Origin of the sequence: Halostagnicola sp. A-GB9-2, assembly GCF_030068615.1 — an archaeon.
Classification (GTDB): Archaea; Halobacteriota; Halobacteria; order Halobacteriales; family Natrialbaceae; genus Halostagnicola.
The window spans coordinates 196,265-217,428 of the sequence record NZ_JASJOC010000005.1 but is presented as its reverse complement, the minus strand read 5'-3'; the positions used below and the strand labels follow the sequence as shown (position 1 = coordinate 217,428).

Sequence of the window (21,164 nt, the reverse complement as noted above, 5' to 3'; positions counted from 1 at the left end):
TCGGGTAACTCCCTCGGTCTTCCGCTCGACTTGGTCTTCCTCTCGACTCGGTCTCCCCGAGTGTTGTACTGCCGTCTGCTATAGCTATTTGGGGGCACCTCTGGTAAGACTTATCAAGATCGATTTAGTTATACGAATCGTGATTTCCAATGAGCGGAATCGATGATACTCCGTCGACAGGCGACCCAACCGATTCATTCGTCCAGGGTGACGACGATACCGAACCACGAATCACATTTTACGGTGGCAGAGGAACGAGCGCTCTGCCGATCGTGTTTTTCATCGTCTGGGCAATTTTTCAGACTGCGCTGTTGCGCATCCAGTCTGAGAGCGGGTTGATCGTCGGCATTCTGATTGGGCTTATCGTGGGAATGTTCTTCGTCCGCGGCGATTGGGCGTCCTACGCGAACACGATTTTCGAAGGGATGACTCAACCCGTGGCGGTGACGGCTATCGTCGCCTGGATCTGGGCCGGGATGTTCGCCGAACTGCTTCAGGACGGAGGGTTCGTCGGTGGATTGATCTGGCTCGCTGATATCGCCGGGATCGGGGCAACGCTGTTCCCCGCGGTGACGTTCGTACTGGCGGCGCTGTTCACGACAGGTATCGGGACCGGATACGGGGCGGCAGTTGCGTTCGTCATCCTGTTTTTTCCCGCTGGCATCTTACTCGGAGCAAATCCCGTCCTCATGTTCGGTGCGATCCTGTCGGGGGCGATTTTCGGCGACAACCTCGCACCAGTAAGCGACACGACGATCGTTAGTGCCGTCACGCAGGACTCCGATATCGGCGGCGTCGTCGCCTCTCGATTCAAGTACGTGATCATCGCCGCGGTCGTCGCGTTCGGCGGGTACCTCGTCGCCGGCTCGGCGATGACCGGTCTCGATATCGGCGTCGATGCGCAGGCGATCCTCGACCAAGAAAGCCAGGTGATCGGTCTCGTTCACCTCGTCTCGATGGGTGTCGTCATCGGGACCGCCGTCGCAGGGCGTCACATCGTCGAAGCCATTTCCTGGGGAATCGTGACCGCGATCGTCGCCAATCTCGTCCTCGAGTTGACGACGGTCGGTGAGATCATTTCGTTCAACGCCCCACCGGATGCCCCCTTTGCCGGGCCGCTAGACGCGCTTCCGTTTTTGACAGTCGTCGAGGACGCCGACGCGGTCGGCGTGAGTGGGAGCCTCATCGCCGGCGCATCGGGCTTCTTCGAACTCGCGATCCTCGTGTTGTTTATCATCGCGGCGGCACAGATCATGATACGAGGCGGCGCGTTCGATGCGATCCTCGAGTGGTCGATCGAGAACCTCGCGACGAACGTTCGCAACGCCGAACTGACGATGGTCGGCTCCGCGGCACTGATCAACGGCGTCATCACTATTAATACGGCCGCGGAGGTCGCGATCGGCCCCTACATCTCGAAGATCGGTGAGCGGTTCAACTTGAACGGCTACCGCCGGGCGAATATTCTGGACGGACAGACCGCCGCACTCGGCTACATCTTCCCGTGGTCCGGGGGTGTGCTGGCCGGCTATACGGCGATGCGGGATCTCCCCGAGGCCTACGACTGGCTCGAGGCGGACATGCTCGTTACGCCCATCGACGTGGTTCCGTTCGTCTTTCAGGGTTGGCTGTTGGTCGCAGTCTTCGTTATCGCAGCGATTACCGGGTTTGGGAGAGAGTACGTTACCGACCGCGAAAGCGAGGAGGTGGCACGAATATGAGCTTGTTCACGAAGTACCTCAAAGGATGGACGTTCCGTAGCACCACGCCGTCGTTCGATGTCGGTGACGAGATAGCCGTCTTCATCGCCGAAGCGAACGGTGATGGAAACGGCCACGCGTACGTCGGCGACACCAAACTTATCGTCGAAGGCGCCGGCTTTGACACCGTCGAGAAACGCGTTCGGGTTCGGATCACCGAGTTCGACGAGGCGACCGCGACGGGTCGCGGTGAGTTTCTGGAAGTAGTTGGTGAGAGTTCCTACACCAGGTAACGAACCGCTCTCTCGTCCGGTCCGGTTCGAACGAACGCACCGCTCGTTTTTTCGGCCGATGCGTCGATCCGATACCTCTGTATTAAACTACACTTATGTCACTCAGCGTATTCTTATAAATTCCTTTAAGCTACCAACCACTTGTTGAAATAGGCACTTTCGATTATATTGCAGGTTCGATACTGCACAGCAACTCGAAGACCTTCGATGTGGAGCGTTTGTCCTCCAAAAACAGTACCCGACGACAAATCGTTGTCGTACCAATAACGACGTCTAAAAACCCGGTGAAATACACGGTGCCAGGATACCCCTCGGATATTCGCTCATGAACGAAGCACCGATCGTATTCGATACGACTATAGAACCGAACAACTGCGCCGGTGATGACCGAAAAACCCAATAAATTCGAATATCAAGATATATGATATACTTGCAAAGAGCGCGACTCTAAACCAGTTACCGACGGTCGCCCGTGGCGCAGAATATGACGAATCAGCTTCGATCTGTTCGAATCCAATCGACGAACTCACGTGATTACTCGCTTACCTCGAGGCTTCGAACGCCTCGACACCGGCTCCGGCGATCGCGATGTCCTCGGAAACGTCGCCACCGCTTGCACCGACCGCACCGACGACCTCGCCGTCGACCTCGAGCGGGATTCCACCGCCAAACGTAACGACTCGGTTGTCGTCCGTCGATTGGAGTCCGTAGACGTCGCCACCCGGTTCGGATCCCTCTTTGAGATCTTCGGTCGGCTTTTTGACGGCCGCCGCGGTGTAGCCTTTGTCGCGGGCGATACTCGCGGCGACGAGTTTCGCACCGTCCATTCGGCGAAATCCGATCAAGTTGCCTTCGTTGTTCGTCACGGCGAGGTTCATCGGAACTCCGAGCTCTTGTGCTTTCGATTCTGCGGCGTCTAAGATTTCTTTCGATTCGTCTAGTGAAACTGTCTGCTGGCTTTGCATTACACACACAACTATAACGTCTCCCTATAAACTGTCTTTGGAATAGCGAAGCGTTGCGTCAGCCGATTTCTAGGTCCAACCGATGCCAGAGAGATGATGCTGAACAGCTATCGCGATCCGGCTACATCGGATTATCGAAGAGAGCTGTTGATCTGAGTGTTCGGTCAGTCCGTGTCTTGACCCCAGTTTCGGGTTTTTCCGTGGTTACTTTTCGTCTCGTCTTCGGTTCTGATCCCATTTATTCTGTCCTGCGTGCGCCGCGTTTGTAACGAAGTTCCACCCAAAAATGGGTATCGATGAAACACCTCGTTGTCCGACGATACCGTATGATTCTGCTCACAGCCCATTACAAATATATGGATGTAATAAAATTCTCTCATTGCCGCGTTTGCACTGACTGTAATCAGTGCTATACGTCCTTCCTGTGGTCCCGTCTAACCGCTCTCGTCACAAATATTGGCTGACGGCAGATTTCATCCGGTATTGGCGGACACTTGTTTGGTGGGTCTCTTTTCGAAGCTTCCCCCTATTTGCGTTCGACCTGGATACTGGATACGGGCGCGTCAAGGACCGCGAGATCGTATTCGGGAACCCTTCGATCGCCCTGGATTATCGACGCGTGTTCGGGAAGGTCGAGTGTAATCTTCTCGCCTGAGAAGTTCGTAACCCACGTGTACCCGTCTCGTTCGATCGCCCGAACGTTCGTCGGGAGCGCCTCGTCGGTACTCGGAATCTCCGCCCGGTCGAGGACGGTCGAAATCAGTGCGTCGGCGAGTTCGCTCTCGGGCCAGACGCCGCAGTAGGTAACGCAGCCGTCGCCGATTTCGTTTTGAGTGATTGCTGCCGTTCCCGGCGCTCCCCCGCCCTGATAGGTCGCTTTGACGGTCGCCGACTCGAGTTCGAGACGTTCGTTCCAGACCGTGTACTCGAACGTTTCGCCGTCGTACTCGAGTACTCGTTCCATGTTCGGATGCGGCGCTCCGTGCTCGGTAACCGTCGCGCCGACGATATCCGCGAGCGGACCCGGGGCTGGTTCGTTTAGTAGCTTATTCGCACGGTCTTTGACGCCCGAACGCATCGTCAAGAGGAGTTCGCCGCCGTCCTCTGTGTAGGATTGAAGCGTGTCCGCGATATTCTCGTCGACGAGATGGAGCGTCGGTGCGACGACAGCGTCGTACGACGAAAGATCGCGGGTTGGCGGAACGATATCCACCGAGACGCCGCGTGCCCGCAGCGCCCGATAGTAGGTCTCGAGGTGACTCCAGTAGTCGAACTCGGGAGCGTGTGGCTGATTGTCCAGCGCCCAGAGGTTGTCGTACTCGTGGACGATCGCGACAGGGGCGTCGACGTTCGAAAGCGCTGGAAGCTCCTCGAGTTCGGAAGCTGCCGCCGAGGCGTCGTCGTAGCCCCGCGCTGGAGTGCCGTCTGCGTTGCGAAGCCCCGCGTGGTACTGTTCTTGACCCTGACGGCAGCGCCGCCATCGGAAGTAGACCACTTCATCCGCACCGTGGGCGACCGCGTGGTGGGCCCACAGTCGCATCGCTCCCTCGGCCGGTTGTGGCGAGTACGGCGGCCAGTTGATGTCCCCTGGTTGTTGTTCCATCACCCAGAACGGCGCGTTGGCCGCCGACCGGTAGAGGTCGTGATCCAGTCCGACGACGTCCGGGTCGCCGGCGAGGAGTTCGTCGACGGAGGGCTCTCCCTGTTGCTGGACGTGACCCGTCGGGTACGAGTCCCACGAGGCGAACTCGAGGCGCTCGCTGACGTCGTAGCTGTCGAGTGCGCCGAAGTGGCTCATGAAGTTGTGGGTGACGAACCAGTCGTCGTTTTCGGCCTTCAGGGCGTCGAGCTGTCGTTCGTTGTAGTCGACGACGCTGTCGCTCGAGAAGCGATAGAAATCGAGCAACAACGACGGGTGGTGATCAGTTACCGTGTGACGAGGTGGCTCGATCTGTTCGAACGCGTCGTAGCGCTGGCTCCAGAAGGTGGTTCCCCACTCCTCGTTGAGCGTCTCAATGTCGTCGTAGCGCTCGCGGAGCCACTCGCTGAACGCCCTCGAGCAGTCGTCGCAGTAACACCGAACCGTGCCGTGACAGCCGAACTCGTTGTCGGTTTGCCAGCCGGCGACGACCGGGTGGTCCGAGAAGTGGTCGGCCATCCGCTCGACGATGCGGTCCGTTTCCCGAGCGTATTCGGGAGAGTTGAAGCAATAATGGCGTCGACTGCCGAAGTGTCGAGTCGTTCCGTCCGGCTCCTCCTGTAGTATTTCTGGATGTTCGTCGACGAGCCACCGGGGCGGCGTCGCCGTCGGCGTACACAGTACCGCCTGCATATCGTGTTCGCCGATCAACTCGAGCGCCCGCTCGAGCCATTCGAAATCGAACTCGCCGCGTTCGGGCTCGAGTCTCGACCAGGCAAACTCCGCCATGCGGACGTACTCGATTCCCGCCTCGGCCATCTGCTCGATATCGGTTCGCCATCGTTCGTCCGGCCAGTGTTCCGGGAAGTAACAGACGCCTATGGTCATCTACAACCATCGACAAACAGCACGGTTTTAGACTCTCCGATTTCGATCACTGCGGAATCCGTTGGACCCACACTTCCCCGGCAAGCCGCAAGCGCTGTTTGGTGTTCGGCTCACGCGCGCTGTTTGGTGTTCGGCTCACGCGCAATCTCACCGCGATAATACGATCGTTATCCCTACCTTTTTTACTACGAACTCCGTTGGCACCGATAATGCTTCACGCAAAAGGTACACTGTGTACGATTGATGTCGGCGACCGAGCCGCTCGGACGGAAACGGTTGACGACGAACTGTCCGAATTCGTTGGCGGTCGAGGCGTTGCAACCAAACTCGCGCACGACCGGATCCCCTTCGATGCGGATCCGTACGGCGAGGAAAACCGACTCTACTTCTCGACCGGTCCGCTCCAGCAGTCCCAGATGAGCTTTACCGGTCGAATGAATTGCACCGCGCTCTCCCCGCTAACTGACGGCGTCGCCTCGGCGAACGCAGGCGGGTATCTCTCCCGAAACTTCGTCGGAACCGGTCACAGCGTGGTCGAACTCACCGGTGAGAGCGACGAACTGCTCGCGGTCCACGTCACTGACGAGGGCGTCGAGTTCGAGGAGGTCCCCGAACTCGAGGAGGCAACCGTCCCCGAAGTTTCCGCAGTGATGAACGAACGCCACGGCCTCGAAAGCGAGAACCTCGCGACGATCGGCCCGGCGGGCGAAAACGGCGTGCGATTTGCATGCGTGATGACCTACGACAGTCGAGCGTTCGGCCGCGGTGGACTCGGGGCGGTCATGGGTTCGAAGAACGTCAAGTGCATCACCTTCCAGGGTGACTCGGCCCCCGAAGTCGAGATACCGGCCGAAGACGTCCAGTCGTCGGTTCACCGAGAAGCCGCGACCAGCGATCACATCATGCGCCGACAGGGAACGACGAACTCGATCGAGTTCGTCAACGATAATTTCTCGCTCCCGACGCGATACTTCTCCGAACAGTCGTTCGAACACGCAGAGGATATCGGCGGCGACGCCGTCGAGGAGAAAAAGTACGAGAAGGCCTCCTGTTCGGTCTGTGCCTTCGCCTGCAAACTGCCGACTCGAGACGAGGAAACCGGGATCGAAACCGAGGGACCCGAACTCGAGACGGTCTTTTCCTTTGGCTCGAACTGCGGCGTCGGCGAGTTGGTCGACGTGATGCAGTCGAACGAACTGTGTGACCAGTACGGCATGGACACGATCTCCTGTGGAAACGTCGTTGCGGCGTATCTGGCGAGCGAAGAGGAGTTCGGCAACGCGGAACTCGTCCACGACATCGTCGAGAAGATCGCGTTCCGCGAGGACGAAGGCGACCTGCTGGCGGAGGGCGTCGCGCGAAGCCACGAGGAACTCGGCGTCGAGAACTTCTCCGTGAAAGGTATGGAGTTCGCCGCTCACGACGGGCGCGCGATCAATGGACAGGGCCTGTCCTACGCCGTCGCGAACCGTGGCGGCGATCACATGTACTCGACGACACTCGCCGACGAGTACGGTGGTGACGTCGACCCCCGTGGGACCGCCGGGAAGGCGGAACTCGTGGTCGAGAACGAGAACCGAAACGCGTTCCGCGACAGCGGCGTCATCTGCCAGTTCGGCGTGGGTCGCGCCGTCGAAAGCGACCGATTCGAGGCGCTGTTCGACGCGGAGTACGACGACATCCTCGAGGTCGGTGCCCGGATCGTCGAACTCGAGCGCCACTTCCGGAACCAGCGCGGACACGGCGGCGAGGAGGACCGACTGCCCTACGACCTCCCGGACCTCGAGTCATCGATCGAGGAGTACTACGAACTCCGCGGCTGGAACGACGACGGCACGGTCCCGTCCGGGACCGTCGCGGAGTACGCACAGGCTGATTAGGAACTTTCTCCGCGATCTTACCCGCCCTCCGCCGGCGGCGACGCACGAAGCACGTCCCCCTCGTCGACGGGCGTTTCGATCCCGTCTTCGAACGCGACGTTTCGCCCGTTTCGAATCACGGAAACCGAGTCGCTGAAGTCCTCCTCGTCATCGAACAGGAAGCCCTCGAGTTCGGGGTTCTCGGCGGCGAGTGCTTTGAAAACGTCACCGACGGTCGCGTCAGTCTTGACCTCACGTTCGTGTGACTTTCCGCCGACCGCTTCCCGAAGGGGCCCGTAGAGTTCGCAGGTTACCTGCATGACCGGCCACTTTCTCGCGAGTTCACTTGAAACCGCCGCTATCCCATCGATCCGACCCGCTTTACTCGGGCGGCGCGTCCCACTCCTCCCCGTTGTCCCGTGGATCGTAGCCGATGGTTTCTCGAGCGTTTTCGATGCTGTACCAGCGCCGGTCGTTGTCGCTGACACCGCTGAAGATTTCGAACCCGTTCTCGTCGGTCTGCAGACAGCGGTCGATCATGTGGGCGAAATCGCGACGCGATTGCCACATCCCCTTCATACGGGCAACTTGTTTCTCGTACTCGTCGCTCCCGCGTTCGTATTCGCCGCTATCGACGTCGTTCTCGGCGTCACCGTAGGGATGGTCGTACTCGGGCATGCGAACGCTACAGATACGGATCGCGTGGGCCCGCTTCGGGTACTCGTGGTTCTCGACGTAGTACCGACAGAGGTCCTCCCCGAAACTCTTCGAGACACCGTAGTACGAATCCGGTCGAACGGGATCCTCCTGAGAGAGTCGGAACGGAGCGTCGCTTCCGAAGTACAGTTTGGGTGCGTTTTCGGATTCGTACATCCCCATGACGTGATTCGACGAGGCGAAGACGACCGTCTCGAGTTCGGCCTCGCGGGCCGCCTCGAGGGCGTTGAGCGTCCCGATGATGTTTGGCTGGTGAACGTCCTGCCACGTTCCGTCGGTAAACGGATAGCCCGCGAGGTGGATAATCGCGTCCTGTCCTGTCGCCGCATCTCGAAGCGCCTGTCCATCGGCGACGTCTGCGGCCACGGTCTCGTGACTGCCGTAATCCTCGCCGCCGTCGGGGTCGTCCCGGTCGAGATAGGTAAACTCGTAGGCGGGTTCGTCGTGGAGGTGGTCGATGATAGCGGTTCCACACCGGCCGTACGCGCCAGTCAATAAAACGTTCACAGAGGTACGCAGGGACGGGCGTCACTATAATCGTTCGATTTCTAGTGCAGCCGCTGCCGTAAATCACTTCGAACGGGCCCAAAGACGCGGATTCGCGTCGTCACGGAGATCGCGTCCGATCCGGATCGCCTCGGAGACTCGATATCGGCACCGAAACCGCGGCCGATCCGGTCTCGAGACGTGCTATGGAACGACTCGTTGCCAAGCCATCGAAGCGCGTCGCGCGCGAGCGCTACGCGACGCATTACTTCATTTGGCCCGACGGTCGAACGATACTCGAGTGACCACTAAAAGCGTTATGTTACCATTGATCATGTTCTTCTCGCAGTAATCTCGTCGAGGCTGGCGTGATAGGGTCGGCTGTCAGTCATTTCAGGCCATTCGCCACCCCGATCTGGCGAATGACCGGTAAACAGTTACAACCGACCCTATGAAACACTACGTGAGAACGCGTCGCCGGCTGAGTCATGGGTGTGGGCCCGAAGATGAGCGAGTTGAAAGTCCGACGGAACGTCTAGAACTGGTTCGCCGCGAGCAGGAAGAAGCCTTGCCCGTAGGAGGTGCTCGTCAGCGGCGCGCCCGGTCCGCCCGGCGGGCCGGCGACTCGACGCACCGCGCCATCGTCGTCGACGAGTCCCACCGCAACGTCCATCGCGTTCGCGGCCGCCTCCTCGTAGGCGTCGTCGTCGACGATTCCTAACTCGAGGGCGCGCTTGAACGCGTAGGTGTACATGAGCGTCCCCGAACTCTCGAGGGGCGTGTGCGGGTCGTCGACTACGTTGTACCACATTCCGCTATCGTCCTGGCGTTCGATGATCGACGAGGAAACGTCCCGGAAAATCTCGATCAGTTCGTCCCGGTCCTCGTGGTCCTCCGGCAGGTACTCCAGGACGTCGACGATCGCGGCCTGCACCCAGCCGTTTCCGCGGGCCCAAAAGGTGCTCTGGGGGTAGCTGTTGGGCTGTTCGTGCCAGATGTGTCGAAATAGACCGGTGTGGGGGTCTTGCAGGTGCTTCGCGTGGACGATAATCTGTTTGGCAGCTTCGTCGAACGCCTCCGATTCGTCGGCGGCGGCCCCGTAGCGAGCGAAGAACGGGCACATCATGTAGACGGAGTCGATCCAGAGTCCTTTCACGCCCGAGAGCTCGGGGACGTGGTGGGGGATTCCGCCGTCTTCCGTGCGCTCGATCGATTGCAGGTTGTCGTACTCGCCTCGCGCGCCCTCGAGGTATCGCTCCTCACCGGTTCGTCGGTAGAAGTCCAGAACCCCGTGACCGATGGAGGTCGTATTGTTGGTGTTCATCGCCTTTCGCTCGTCGATATGCCAGTGGGCGTCGTACTCTTTCCCGTGCTGGAAGACTTCGATGGGGTAGCTCGGGCCGTACGACAGCTGTCCGTTGCTGTCTTGGGTTTCGACGGCGCGGTCGACGAGATCTCTGGCACGTTCGACGCAGTCCTCGCGCTCCGTCGCGAGGAGTCCGTTGATCGCGACGCCTTTTTGCCAGACTTCGTTTTCCATGTCGTGATCGATGGTGTACGATGCGACGTTCGAGACTGCCTCTTCGAGGGACTCAGTCATAGTAACGATAGCTAATACTCCCACGGACACATGATAAATCTTGCTTGACGGCGCGACCGTGACCGATTGTGATCGATTCGGCCAATCGCGAAGTTCGGCGAACCGAGTAGTGGCGAATCGCTCGAGAGCCGGTGACGATATCTTTATCTGAAAGCCATCCAATTGCCTGGTATGGCCTCTACAAAGCTGCGGGACGGGTTACGAGACGTTGCAGTCGGTCTCTTGACACCGTTCGACGAAGCTGGCCGAATCGATCACGAAAAGCTGGCCGCAAACGCCGAAGCCCTCTCGAGCGAGGGACTCGGTACCTTTCTGGCGTGTGCGAATATCAGCGAGTATCATTCGTTGACCCACCAGGAACGAATCGACATCACCGAAACCAGCGTAAAAGCGTTGTCGGACGACGACTGCGTGCTCGCGGGAGTCGGGGGAAGTACGAAGACTGCACAGGACCTCGTCTCGACCTACGACCGTCTCGGCGTCGATGCGATGATGATCATGCCCCCGGATCACACGTACCTCCACGAGCGCGGACTCCTCGAGTACTACGAAGCGCTCGCCGAAACGGCCGAGAGCGCCATCGTGCCGTACGTTCGAGGATTCGAACCCTCGGTCGAGTTTCTCGCGGATCTCACCCGGATCGACAACGTCGCCGGGATCAAGTACGCGATTCCGGACGAGGTAAAACTCGGCCAGGCGATAGCAGCGGGTGACGACGACGTGATCTGGGTCGACGGGATGGCAGAACCGTACGCGCTGTCGTTCTGGTCCCAGGGGGCCGAAGGCTTTACCGCCGGCGTAACGAACTTCGAACCTCGACTCGGAACCGCATTGCTGACGGCGTTGCGCGAAGAAAATTGGGAACGCGCTCGAGAACTTCAGAACGCGGCCGTTCCTTACCAGCAGTTCCGGACTCGAACGGGCGAGGACAACTCCCTCGCGGACGCGATCAGCGTCCCGGCGGTCAAGTACGGCCTCGAACTGGCCGGCTACAACGGCGGTGACGTTCGAGAGCCGATCGTTCCCCTCACCGAGTCGGAGAAAACCGACGCAGAGGAGTTATACGAACGATTGCAGTCCGATCTCGATCGAATCCTCTGAGCAGTAGATTTCAGTTGGACGCTCTCCGAGACGCCTGTTTTGTCCTCGCTCGTTCTCGAACCCGGTAGTCGATCGTTTGCGCTCGAGTCGTACTCTCTTCGGAAATACGGAGGATTGGGCAGGTACTCACCCAATGGACCTGTTCTGAGTGTTACGGTCTCTATTGATCTTGTGAACTGGGTTACGTTCCTCCCCAGACCGACAATCGTCCGGTTGTGCCGGACACTGCCGATTATGCTCGCGGGAATTGTGGGAGGTATCTTACGTTAGTATGGGTGTAAATATTCTGCGTGTCATGACAACCTCTCTTCGACGAACGATGGATTCCTGACGGAGAGGTACACATACCCCTCTCAAGTTACGAATCCGGTAGTACCGAACGATCTGGAATGAAAACGAACCGAGAGGCCGTCGAACGCGAGTATAGCCGTCCAACTAGCGGACTACTACGGACAGAGTGGTGTTTCTATCCGGAGAAGGCGAACGATTTGGGAACGCATTCGGTGCTCGCGGTCCGTTGATACTGCCGGCTGTACGTCGTTCACAATTTTTGTCGCCCCGGGGTGCGAAAATCTTCACATAGTTACAGCCGGCAGTATGAGTTGACGTTTCAATTACGTTCTCAAATCATCCGATAGACTTCGTCCATCCACTGATCGGAGTCATCGTCGACCGTAATACCGTCCATCGTTTCCGCCCACTGAGCCTGAGCGTCACTCGTTTCCATTACGTCGTGAATCGCCTCCGGATCGTCGAGTTCCATGAATCCGAAGACGTGCCCGTCCGACTCGAAGACGCTGTAGGTCTCGAGTCCGGCATCGGAGTCGAGGTAGCTCTCCTCGAGCCACTCGGGGACGTTTTCGTGGGCTTCTCGGTAGGCGTCTCGCTGTCCGTCGGCGATCTTCAGATGAAATGCAATCCGTGCCATGCGTCCTGTTCATCGAGCGGGAGTCCCATAGGTATTCTGTTAGGAAGCTTCGAATACCGGATCGGTCCCCCGGTAGTCCCGACGACAAAAATCGAGGCGGAGTTAGCGGAACTGCGAGATAACTTCGTCGGCAAACAGTTCCATTCCGTTGGTGTCCGGCACGTCGACGAACCAGCACTGGAACTTGGTCACACCGGCGTCGATCCGGCGTTCGATCGCTTCGGCGCACTCCTCGGGCGTTCCCAGGAGGAAGTACTCGCGGGCGTCCGCTTCGGTTTCGATGTCAGCCTGATCGACGTACTCGTCTTCGAACTGGATCGGGAGCATGAGCTCGAGCAAGCGCTCTTTTTTCTCCTCCTCACGCGTACAAATGACGTGACCGTCCCAGGAGTACTCGATTTCGTCGGGATTACGACCGACGGTGTCGCAGTGGTCTTCGATGACGTCGATCTTGTGCGCTAAGGTTTCGGGCGTCCCGTTGAACACGTCGGTGTTCCAGATATCGGCGTGTTTGGCGACGAGTTTCAGGGTGACTTCTTCGCCCTGTCCGCCGACGAGAATCGGCGGATGCGGGTCCTGAACCGGGCCCGGTTCACAGTACGCGCCGTCGATCTCGTAGTGATCGCCCGAAAACGAGCCGCCTTCGTCGGGGTCGGCACTCCACATCTCCTTCACCAGGCGGATACTCTCGTCCAGGCGCATCAGTCGTTCGAACCCGTCCCGGTACTCCCAGCCGTAGGCCTCGTACTCGGGTTCGTGCCAGCCGGCACCGAGTCCAAGCTCGAGGCGACCGCCGGAGATGACATCGAGTGTCGCCGCCATTTTCGCGACGAGTGCCGGATTCCGGTAGTCGTTACAGAGGACGAGCGAGCCGAGGTTGATCTCGTCCGTGCAGCCGGCGAGCGCCGAAAGGAGCGTCCAGCACTCGTACTCGGCGTGGTCGCGCCCGAGCATGAGGTGATCGGGAGCCCAGGCGGCGTCGAAGCCGAGTTCTTCGGCTTTCAGGACGCAGTCTCGGGTGGTCTCCCACTCGAGTCGTTCGTAGGACGGCGTGTCGCGGTGGACGGGATCGGTTCCCGATTCCGGCGCGCCAGCGAACACCGGCACGTTGTATTCGAACGTGATGTCCGTCGCGCTCATGTTACTCGACCGCGTAGTGTTCTAATGCGTCGCGGTTGACTTCCGAGCTCAGGCCGACGCTCTGAGGAATCGGGATCGACCCGTCCTCGGCGTTCGGCGGGTTCGCGTAGATCGCATCGGCGTAGGTCGATTCCTGCTCGCCCTGGCGCTCTTGATACCACTCGGGGATAGGGAAGTACTCGGCCATCGGCGCGTTGGTCGAGGCCGCGATAAAGTGGAGGTGCGGGTTCGTTCCCGAGTGAGGGATCACCGGCACGTCCCGAGCGCTCGCCATCGAGTCGATCTTCAGCAGTTCAGTCAGGCCGCCACAGCGGTGGACGTCCGGTTGGAGGATGTCGACGGCTTCGCGCTCGAGCAGTTCCTTGTGCCCCCATCGGGTAAACTCGTGTTCGCCGCCCGAAATCGGGACGTTCGAAGCCTTTCGAAGCTCCGCATAGCCGTCGATATCGTCGGGAATGACGGGTTCTTCGACCCACTCCATGTCGTAGCGCTCTAAGCGTTTGAGCATCTTCTTGGCGTAGCGAACGTTCCACCCCATGTACGCGTCGCCTGCGATTCCGATGTCGTCGCCGACGGCGTCTCGAACCGTCTTGACGATCTCCTCGTTTTCTTTCATCCCCTCGCGACCCGCTTCGGGGCCGTGCAGGAAGCGAAGCTTCATCGTCTCGAATCCCTTCTCGGCGTACTCGAGTGCTTCTTCCTCGAGCTTTTCGTGGTCGACGGGGTGGAGGTTACTCGCGTAACACGGAATATCATCGGTTACGGGACCGCCGAGCAGTTCGTAGACGGGTTTTTCCGCCTCCTTGCCGGCGATGTCCCACAGTGCGAGGTCGACCGCGCTGATTGCCTCGATGGCGGCACCCTTTCGACCGAAGGGGATCGTCGCGCGGTACATCATGTCCCACAGGCGTTCGCGTTCGTGTGGGTCCTCGCCGACGATCAGCTTCGAGAGCGTCTCGTTGACGATAGTTTCGATCGAGCCGGTCGCCCAGTTGCCGACGCCGACGCCGGTGATGCCCGCGTTGGTTTCGACTTCGACGACGACGTCGCCGACCGGCCCCATCCACTTGCGGCGGGCCTGCGGGTTGTCGCCGTCCGCGTTGTTGTACTCGTCGAACTTGCTCATGACGGTGACGAGCGGGAACTCGACGAACTCGCCCCAGGAATCGGTACTAACCTTCGTGACGCTGATATCTGTTATTTCCATAAGTTCAAATCACGTTTCGAAGACTCATGCTGAGATGCGTTCAACAGCCCCATAAGTGTTTATAGTGAGAAAACCGCTCAGCAGTTCCTGCTGAATCCATTGTCGGTCCGTATGTGAGCCGGTCCAACCGATAGTTTCGAAGCCAGATTGAAAGAACCTTGTTCGTCGATTCTTGTCCATTTGGCGCGGGGTTTTACGCAACCGTTGACTATAATCAAAAATTATATTAGTTGGTTTGTGATACCAATTGACTATGCCAGAACATGGCATTCACCGCACGACGGATTCGAATCGAACGAGTACTCCAGGCGCTGGCGTTTCACGGCGGCACGTGCTCGCGACGATCGGCGTCAGCACTGGAACGACACTCGGACTCATCGGCAGTGTACGAGCTGACGATCACGAAGCGACCGTCTGGGAAGACGGCGGTACGTGGTACGCCGACAACGCGGGCGACCCAGTTTACGACGGACCGAGCATGCGCGCTGCGATCCAAGCTGGCGTCGACAGTCTCTCGGATGGTCGCACCGGGATGGAAACCGTCGTCGTCATGGACTCGGGGACGTTCGGCCCGACGGACTCACTCGAGGCCGTCGACCTCCCGAGTTACACCGAACTGGATCTTCGCGGGACAATATACGTCGAGGACACGGGCGAGGATCTCGTCGTTCCGATCCGAGCCCGGAGCGCCGAATCGATCGCCGTTCCGGGATTGCAGATAGAAGGGAACCCGAGGTACGGCGTGTGGATTCAGAGCTGTTCCGACGTGTTTCTCGGACAGATCGGAATGGATCTCTCCGAGACGACCGATTTGGGGCTGGGCATCCGCATCGACGACGCCGACGGCGGTCGCTCGACGAACGTCACCCTCGAGTCGGCCACTATCGCGGGTTCCGCACACCACGCCGTCGAAACGTACGGCGTCGACGGCCTCGATATCGGGACCGTCGAGACGTTCGATACCGGCGGGTGTGGCCTTTTGCTGAACGATACGGCCGACGCGACCGTCGACAGCGTCGATGCTTTCAGAGCCGACGCAGGCGGCGGATACGCGGCCTTCCGATTCGCCAACGGCGCCGGACCGAACATCCACGTCGGCGAGGTAACCAGCGTCGAAAGCGGTCGCGGCGTGTTCGGCGTTTCGGGGAGCCACGGCGTTACCGTCGAGAACCTCGATGTCTACGAGTCCAGCCAACACGGCGTACTGATTCAGGACTGTCAGGATGTCCTCGTCGACGGCGGACTGGTTCGCAACAATGGCGCGGAAGGCGTCCGAATCGATTCGCGCGACGACGGGGAACACCACCCCGCGGAGGACGTCACGGTCCAAAATTTGCGTGTCGTCGACGATCGGGATGACCCACAACAACCATACGGGATCCGCGAAACCGGCCCGGACACGTCCGATAATGAGATTCTCGATAACGACGTCCGCGACGGCGGCACGACCGCTGAGCTCGAGGTGTACTCGAGCAGTACCGTCGTCGACGGCAATATCACCAGCTGATATGCTGGGCGGTGTTCTCGAGCCCGTGGGGACGAATCGACGGCCTCGAGCGCCGCCAACGGAATGTCGGCGACGGTTCTCACACCTAAAGATATTTGTAGGAGAGTCCCCCAACTACTGATAGCTTGACCAGAGCGAGAGGTAACCCTACATGAAGGCTATAGTCCATACCGGTCCTAGATCTATCGAAATCCGAGAGCGCGAGAAAGCTGTTCCCGACGACGGCGAAGTACTCGTCCGCGTCCATTCAGCCGGGTTATGTGGCAGTGATGCACACGCTTACAAGTACGAAGACGGCTACGAGTGGATCCCGATTCCGCGGATTATGGGTCACGAATACTCCGGCGAAGTCGTTGCTGTCGGCGACAACGTGACCGACTTTGCCGTCGGCGACTCCGTCGTCGAGGAACCGATCCACGACTGCGGATCGTGCTTTCAGTGCAAGAACGGCCAACCGAACGTCTGTCAAAATTTCGAGATCACGGGCATGCACAAAGACGGTGCCTATACCGAGTTTACGACGGTGAAACCTCGAGATCTCCACAAGATTCCCGAGAACGTTCCGCTCGGCCAGGCGAGCATCACCGAACCGCTCAGCATCGCCACGCGAGCGGTGTTCGATCAATCGAACGTGACTCCCGGCGACACCGTCCTCGTTGAAGGTCCCGGCCCGATCGGCGTTCTCGTAGCGGCCGTTGCGGACGCGATGGGCGCTGACGTCATCGTTTCCGGGCTGGGCAAAGACACTGAATATCGCCTTCCATTGGTCGAACGACTCGGCATCGAGACGGTGGATATTCAGACGAGTGATCTGTCAGAAACCGTCGACGAACGGACCGACGAGATCGGATTCGACGTGGTATTCGATACGACGGGTCATCAAAGCGGCGTCGAGATAGCTATCGACCACGTGCGCAAAGGCGGACAGGTCGTTGTCGTCGGCCTCCCCGGAGCGCCCAGTGAAGTGTTCATGACGCCGGTGGTCCGCGGCGAAGTCGATCTGAATACGTCCTACGGCTCGACCTGGCAGAACTTCGAACAGGCAATCCGACTGCTGTCTGCCGGAGCGATCGACGCGGATGCGATCATCGATCGCTCGTTCAGCATCGACGAACCGACGTCGGCGTTCGAAGCGTTCCTCGAGTCCGAAACCTGCAAACCCGTCTTTTCGTTCACCGATCTCTGAGTCCCGCTTCCGACAGGTTCCGTGCGCTCAATTTCTGCGTTATCGCTTCGTTCTCATCGCGAGCACGCGGTCTCGTCGTTGCGCTTTCTGTCTCGATGTACGTGGTACAGTTTCGACCAACACCCGTATAACAAAACGTTTAGTATCACTCGAGACGACCGTTTCGTAACTGATGGTGCTGGACACTCACACACACGCGTGGACGCGACCGACACGAGACCATCCCTGGGTCAACGGCCCGCTCGTCGAAACCGTCGACGAGTTCGGCGTGGATACCGTCTACACGGCCGAGAAGCTACTCGAGGATATGGATGCGGTCGGCGTCGACGAGGCGGTCGTCGTCGGCTACCCGATCTGCGAGTGGACGGATAATCACTACACGCTCGAGTGCGTCGAAGCGAACGACCGGCTCTCGGGAATCGTCATGCTCGATCAGTTCGCGGACGGCGCGGCCGATCGATTGCGCGACCGGATGGCCGTCGAGGGCGTCCTCGGTTTCAGGTTGGGTGCAATTTGCCCGTACGATCGGATGTGGGAGACCTTCGATCCGTCCGTCTCGTGGTTACGGGAGTCGATCGAGGAGACGTCGTTCTGGGAGGCCGCCCGGGATACCGACGCACTCGTACAGATCCTCGCCGATATCGACCAACTCGAGGACGTTATCGAACTGGTCGAGACGTACCCCGACCTGCGGTACGCGCTCGATCACTTCTGTCACGCCGATCCGACCGTCCCGCCGGAAGAAAGCAAGTTCGGCGCTCTCGAGGCACTCGCTGCCGACGAGTACGAGGTCGTTGTAAAGATATCCGAAGTCGTCCACCGCTCCGAAGCGGAGTTTCCGTACCGAGACGTGCACGATCACGTCCGTTGGTTGCTCGAGACGTTCGGCCGCGAGCGGATCGCGTGGGGTTCGGACTTCCCGAACGTCAGCGACGAGGCGACGTACGAGGAGAGCCTACGCTGGCTCGAGCATGTCGATTGTCTCTCGAAAAAAGATCGAACGTGGCTCACCGGCCGCTCGTTCAGGACCGTCGCCGATATCTGAGCGGCTATCTGCCGTCCCGTCGGGTTACTGCTCGACGACGTGATTCTCGAGCGTTCCGATCCCTTCGATTTCGGCTTCGACGGTGTCGCCCGGTGCGAGCAGTTCCGGCGGATCGCGGAAGATACCGACGCCCCCCGGCGTTCCGGTCGAGATGACGGTCCCCGGCTGGAGGGTCGTAACGTGGCTTAAATACTCGATCGTGTCGCCGACGTCGAAGATGAACTCTGCCGTCGTCGACTCCTGCTTGACCTCGCCGTTGAGGCGAAGTTCGACGTCCACATCATTGGGATCGATCGCTTCGGGGGCGGTGAGCGCGGGCCCCATCGGCGCGAACGTGTCGTAGCTCTTCCCGCGGAAGAACTGTTCGTCCTCGAACTGCGCGTCCCGAGCGCTCACGTCGTTGATGACCGTGTAGCCGGCGACGTACTCCTCGGCTTCGTCGGCGCTGACCTCGCAGGCGGTCCGTCCGATGACGATGCCGAGTTCGACCTCGTAGTCGACCTGCTCGACGTCGTCGGGGTGGACGATGGGTGCGGTAGGGTCCGTGACGCTCGAGGGCGACTTCGCGAACAGCATCGGCTTTTCGGGGATCTCCTCGTCTTGCTCTTCGGCGTGATCGTAGTAGTTGAGTCCAACACAAATGATCTGTTCCACCGACGGAATCGGCGCGAGATAATCCGTCGGTTCGTCAATAGCCGGAAGCGCTCCGATCTCGACGGCGCGCTCGACGCGCCGGCGGTACCCCGGAGTCGCGAGGTCTTCGATGGTCGGTTCTCCGAATCGGTCCAGCGCGTACGGCTGGTCGTCGACGATGACGCCCCAGCGGACGCCGCCGCTAGTCGCGAATCGAATGAATTGCATCGTGTTCAAATCCAAGGGCTGGACCTTGAATCTTTCTGTCGGTTGTCGAATTTTCGGCCAGGGTAATCCGAGAGCAATCAGGCGAATAACGGATGGATCGAACGGGGCTCTCGAGTGGCAACTCACGAAATATTGGTGTCTGATCGGTACTGGTGTCTGCTCGGATTTCCCAGTCCTCGAGTCTCGTGTCGTTGCCGGCAGTTCCGTAAAGAAAGCTGTGGATGGTCTACTCGGGAGCCGAGTGTAGTCGTTCGCCGAGTCGAATCGCTAGAGTCGGTCGACGACGTACTCGAGTTCGAGATTCGATCCCGGGTCGGCCTCCCATTCGAAGACGAGGTCCCACTCCTCGCCGGTCCACTCGAACCGGTGATCGAGAGCGTACTGCCCTGGTGGTTCGTCCTGAAGGTGCGTTCGAGCCGAGAGCGATCCGGCCCAGTCGTCGCTGACGCCTTCGACGCGGGCTGCCGGCTCCGCGTCGGATTCGAGGGTCGTCGTCCCGGCTGCGAGTCCGCCGCCGATGTTGCCCCGAACCACGGTCTCGTCATCGACGTCGATGTGGAGGTCGGCCACCGTGCCGCCGTCCCTGACGTCGTTGTTGACGATTCGGCCGTTGGATCCGGTGAACTCGATCCCGTGAGTTTGATTGCGCTCGTCTTCGTCTCGTTCGTCGACGACTCGAAGGTTGGTGATCGTGACGGTGTTGCCCCAGGCACGGACGCCCTCGCCGTCGGTGTTCTTGATGAGGCCGCCGCCGATGGTGATGTTTTCGACGCCGTCGATAGCGATCCCGGCGTTGTTTCTTGCGCCGATGATGTTTACGTTCCCGACAGTGATATCGTCCGAACCGGACGTGATGTGGATCCCTCGCGGCGCGTCGCGGCTGAGAACGTTTCCGATCGTCGCGTTTTCACAATCGTTCGCGCATCGGAACGTCGCGTAAGCCGTACTCGAACTCGGATTTCGCCCGATGACGCTGTCGACCGTGGCGTCGGTAATACCGTTGAGGATCAGTCCGCATCCTTGCATTTCGTTGCCTAAAACCCGGCCGATCTGGACCCGGTCGATGTCGTAGAACTCGACCGCGTGGTGGTTCGCGTTCTCGATGTAAGCCGACTCGAGGAGAATATCGGTCGCATCGCCTTCGCGCGAACGCCCGGAGACGCGAATTCCTTCGTTGATCTCTCCCACGTGGACGGGATCGGCGAGCTGTTCGTCGCGAGGTCGGTCGGGTTCGTGTGAGGGTGGGAAGTCGTCGTTATCGGGATCGAAGTTCGGGTGATCTTGATACGGATCGAGGACGTCGAGGTTCTCGAACTGGACGTTGATGTGTCCGAGCCGAACGTTATCGCAGTTCTGGAGGACGAGCCCGAAACGTGGGTTGCCCGTGACGTTCAGGCGCGGAATCTCGATCTCCTCCTCGGCGAGGCCGCGGAAGGGGATGACCAGCGATTGCCCCTCGTCTTCGACGTGAATCGTCGCCGGAACGTCGACGACGGTGTAGCTCGGCAGAACGACTTGCTCGAGTTCGTCGGTCGCCTCGACGGTTCCGTCCGCGGTTACGAGGACGCGTTCTTTCGTGGTTCGATCCTCGGTGAGGCTGTCGACGGCGGCCTGAATAATCCCGAGATAGTCGTCGCCGCTGGCGACGTAGTCGTCCGTTCCGTCGGCGTGATACGTCCCGTCGTCGTCCTGCCAGACAATGACGTCCGGTTCTCGAGCGCCCGTATACGTGTGATCGACCTCGAGAGAGTTCAGATCGTAGAGGCCGTTATCACACGCATCGACATCGGCGTCCCACTTGTACCACGGCTGGTTTCCTGTTTCCGGTCCCCCGCTCGTCGATCCGCTTGCACTCGCGGCCCCAGAAAACGCTGCTCCGAGCCCCGCGGCCCCGATCAGTCCGAGAGCGCCTCGTCTCGGAATCGCCGACCCCGTTCGATTCGTCCGCTCCGCTTGCTCCGTCTGCGGTGGCGTGTTGTCACTCATAATTTGTCGTGCCACTACTCGTGACACGTGATGACAATCACCATTAGATGTAATAT

The 21,164-nt window shown here is 59.6% G+C and carries 17 protein-coding genes; 7 read left to right on the top strand and 10 right to left on the bottom strand.

What is annotated here, in order from left to right:
- Positions 1-149 precede the first annotated feature (149 nt).
- Both QNM96_RS14390 and QNM96_RS14385 read left to right on the top strand, forming a co-directional pair.
- Entirely contained in the window at positions 150-1,721 is a 1,572-nt protein-coding gene (locus tag QNM96_RS14390; RefSeq protein ID WP_283837192.1) for a Na+/H+ antiporter NhaC family protein, read from the top strand.
- Positions 1,718-1,993: a TRAM domain-containing protein gene (locus tag QNM96_RS14385; protein WP_283837191.1), complete on the top strand. Its 276-nt coding sequence runs from the start codon at positions 1,718-1,720 to the stop codon at positions 1,991-1,993. Before QNM96_RS14390 ends, QNM96_RS14385 begins: the two co-directional genes overlap by 4 nt.
- A gap of 542 nt (positions 1,994-2,535) precedes the next feature.
- Here the strand turns inward: QNM96_RS14385 and QNM96_RS14380 are convergent.
- Positions 2,536-2,958, bottom strand: coding sequence for a heme-binding protein (locus tag QNM96_RS14380; protein ID WP_283837190.1), 423 nt, complete (start codon positions 2,956-2,958; stop codon positions 2,536-2,538).
- Between the two features lie 526 nt (positions 2,959-3,484).
- On the bottom strand, positions 3,485-5,485 hold the full coding sequence (locus QNM96_RS14375) for a beta-galactosidase (protein ID WP_283837189.1): 2,001 nt from the start codon (positions 5,483-5,485) through the stop codon (positions 3,485-3,487).
- A 209-nt stretch (positions 5,486-5,694) separates the two neighbouring features.
- Between QNM96_RS14375 and QNM96_RS14370 the strand changes: the two genes are divergently transcribed.
- On the top strand, positions 5,695-7,365 hold the full coding sequence (locus tag QNM96_RS14370; protein ID WP_283837188.1) for an aldehyde ferredoxin oxidoreductase C-terminal domain-containing protein: 1,671 nt from the start codon (positions 5,695-5,697) through the stop codon (positions 7,363-7,365).
- Positions 7,366-7,382: 17 nt separating this feature from the next.
- On the opposite strand, the gene QNM96_RS14365 is transcribed toward QNM96_RS14370, so the two are convergent.
- From QNM96_RS14365 to QNM96_RS14355, 3 genes are all read right to left on the bottom strand, one after another.
- Complete coding sequence (locus QNM96_RS14365) at positions 7,383-7,664, bottom strand: ubiquitin-like small modifier protein 1 (protein WP_283837187.1); 282 nt, start codon at positions 7,662-7,664, stop codon at positions 7,383-7,385.
- 61 nt (positions 7,665-7,725) lie between these two features.
- Positions 7,726-8,568 carry an NAD(P)-dependent oxidoreductase gene (locus tag QNM96_RS14360; protein ID WP_283837186.1) on the bottom strand — a complete coding sequence of 281 codons (843 nt, stop codon included), beginning with the start codon at positions 8,566-8,568 and terminating at the stop codon, positions 7,726-7,728.
- Positions 8,569-9,082: 514 nt separating this feature from the next.
- Entirely contained in the window at positions 9,083-10,147 is a 1,065-nt protein-coding gene (locus QNM96_RS14355) for a glycoside hydrolase family 88 protein (RefSeq protein ID WP_283837184.1), read from the bottom strand.
- 171 nt (positions 10,148-10,318) lie between these two features.
- Here QNM96_RS14355 and QNM96_RS14350 point away from each other — a divergent pair, with 171 nt between their 5' ends.
- Positions 10,319-11,248, top strand: coding sequence for a dihydrodipicolinate synthase family protein (locus QNM96_RS14350; protein ID WP_283837183.1), 930 nt, complete (start codon positions 10,319-10,321; stop codon positions 11,246-11,248).
- A gap of 622 nt (positions 11,249-11,870) precedes the next feature.
- Here QNM96_RS14350 and QNM96_RS14345 read toward each other — a convergent pair.
- The 3 genes from QNM96_RS14345 to QNM96_RS14335 all read right to left on the bottom strand — a co-directional run bounded on the left by QNM96_RS14345 (position 11,871) and on the right by QNM96_RS14335 (position 14,523).
- Complete coding sequence (locus QNM96_RS14345; protein WP_283837182.1) at positions 11,871-12,176, bottom strand: L-rhamnose mutarotase; 306 nt, start codon at positions 12,174-12,176, stop codon at positions 11,871-11,873.
- 102 nt (positions 12,177-12,278) lie between these two features.
- Positions 12,279-13,316 carry a TIGR03560 family F420-dependent LLM class oxidoreductase gene (locus QNM96_RS14340; RefSeq protein ID WP_283837181.1) on the bottom strand — a complete coding sequence of 346 codons (1,038 nt, stop codon included), beginning with the start codon at positions 13,314-13,316 and terminating at the stop codon, positions 12,279-12,281.
- A 1-nt stretch (position 13,317) separates the two neighbouring features.
- Positions 13,318-14,523: an enolase C-terminal domain-like protein gene (locus tag QNM96_RS14335; protein ID WP_283837180.1), complete on the bottom strand. Its 1,206-nt coding sequence runs from the start codon at positions 14,521-14,523 to the stop codon at positions 13,318-13,320.
- A 253-nt stretch (positions 14,524-14,776) separates the two neighbouring features.
- Between QNM96_RS14335 and QNM96_RS14330 the strand changes: the two genes are divergently transcribed.
- From QNM96_RS14330 to QNM96_RS14320, 3 genes are all read left to right on the top strand, one after another.
- On the top strand, positions 14,777-16,030 hold the full coding sequence (locus QNM96_RS14330; RefSeq protein ID WP_283837179.1) for a right-handed parallel beta-helix repeat-containing protein: 1,254 nt from the start codon (positions 14,777-14,779) through the stop codon (positions 16,028-16,030).
- A gap of 151 nt (positions 16,031-16,181) precedes the next feature.
- Positions 16,182-17,216, top strand: a complete 1,035-nt coding sequence (locus QNM96_RS14325) for an alcohol dehydrogenase catalytic domain-containing protein (RefSeq protein ID WP_283837178.1) — start codon at positions 16,182-16,184, stop codon at positions 17,214-17,216.
- 175 nt (positions 17,217-17,391) lie between these two features.
- Positions 17,392-18,261: an amidohydrolase family protein gene (locus tag QNM96_RS14320; RefSeq protein WP_345782534.1), complete on the top strand. Its 870-nt coding sequence runs from the start codon at positions 17,392-17,394 to the stop codon at positions 18,259-18,261.
- A 24-nt stretch (positions 18,262-18,285) separates the two neighbouring features.
- On the opposite strand, the gene QNM96_RS14315 is transcribed toward QNM96_RS14320, so the two are convergent.
- Together QNM96_RS14315 and QNM96_RS14310 are read right to left on the bottom strand one after the other, a co-directional pair.
- Entirely contained in the window at positions 18,286-19,122 is an 837-nt protein-coding gene (locus tag QNM96_RS14315) for a fumarylacetoacetate hydrolase family protein (RefSeq protein ID WP_283837176.1), read from the bottom strand.
- A gap of 267 nt (positions 19,123-19,389) precedes the next feature.
- Positions 19,390-21,108, bottom strand: coding sequence for a right-handed parallel beta-helix repeat-containing protein (locus tag QNM96_RS14310; RefSeq protein WP_283837175.1), 1,719 nt, complete (start codon positions 21,106-21,108; stop codon positions 19,390-19,392).
- Between the last annotated feature and the right edge of the window lie 56 nt (positions 21,109-21,164).

What these genes read in the sequence shown, in the direction of transcription:
- QNM96_RS14310 (WP_283837175.1), bottom strand. Translation starts at nt 21,108, where the DNA reads ATGAGTGACAACACGCCACCGCAGACGGAGCAAGCGGAGCGGACGAAT.
- QNM96_RS14345 (WP_283837182.1), bottom strand. Translation starts at nt 12,176, where the DNA reads ATGGCACGGATTGCATTTCATCTGAAGATCGCCGACGGACAGCGAGAC.
- QNM96_RS14315 (WP_283837176.1), bottom strand. Translation starts at nt 19,122, where the DNA reads ATGCAATTCATTCGATTCGCGACTAGCGGCGGCGTCCGCTGGGGCGTC.
- QNM96_RS14365 (WP_283837187.1), bottom strand. Translation starts at nt 7,664, where the DNA reads ATGCAGGTAACCTGCGAACTCTACGGGCCCCTTCGGGAAGCGGTCGGC.
- QNM96_RS14375 (WP_283837189.1), bottom strand. Translation starts at nt 5,485, where the DNA reads ATGACCATAGGCGTCTGTTACTTCCCGGAACACTGGCCGGACGAACGA.
- QNM96_RS14330 (WP_283837179.1), top strand. Translation starts at nt 14,777, where the DNA reads ATGCCAGAACATGGCATTCACCGCACGACGGATTCGAATCGAACGAGT.
- QNM96_RS14335 (WP_283837180.1), bottom strand. Translation starts at nt 14,523, where the DNA reads ATGGAAATAACAGATATCAGCGTCACGAAGGTTAGTACCGATTCCTGG.
- QNM96_RS14325 (WP_283837178.1), top strand. Translation starts at nt 16,182, where the DNA reads ATGAAGGCTATAGTCCATACCGGTCCTAGATCTATCGAAATCCGAGAG.
- QNM96_RS14390 (WP_283837192.1), top strand. Translation starts at nt 150, where the DNA reads ATGAGCGGAATCGATGATACTCCGTCGACAGGCGACCCAACCGATTCA.
- QNM96_RS14385 (WP_283837191.1), top strand. Translation starts at nt 1,718, where the DNA reads ATGAGCTTGTTCACGAAGTACCTCAAAGGATGGACGTTCCGTAGCACC.
- QNM96_RS14380 (WP_283837190.1), bottom strand. Translation starts at nt 2,958, where the DNA reads ATGCAAAGCCAGCAGACAGTTTCACTAGACGAATCGAAAGAAATCTTA.
- QNM96_RS14350 (WP_283837183.1), top strand. Translation starts at nt 10,319, where the DNA reads ATGGCCTCTACAAAGCTGCGGGACGGGTTACGAGACGTTGCAGTCGGT.
- QNM96_RS14355 (WP_283837184.1), bottom strand. Translation starts at nt 10,147, where the DNA reads ATGACTGAGTCCCTCGAAGAGGCAGTCTCGAACGTCGCATCGTACACC.
- QNM96_RS14340 (WP_283837181.1), bottom strand. Translation starts at nt 13,316, where the DNA reads ATGAGCGCGACGGACATCACGTTCGAATACAACGTGCCGGTGTTCGCT.
- QNM96_RS14370 (WP_283837188.1), top strand. Translation starts at nt 5,695, where the DNA reads ATGCTTCACGCAAAAGGTACACTGTGTACGATTGATGTCGGCGACCGA.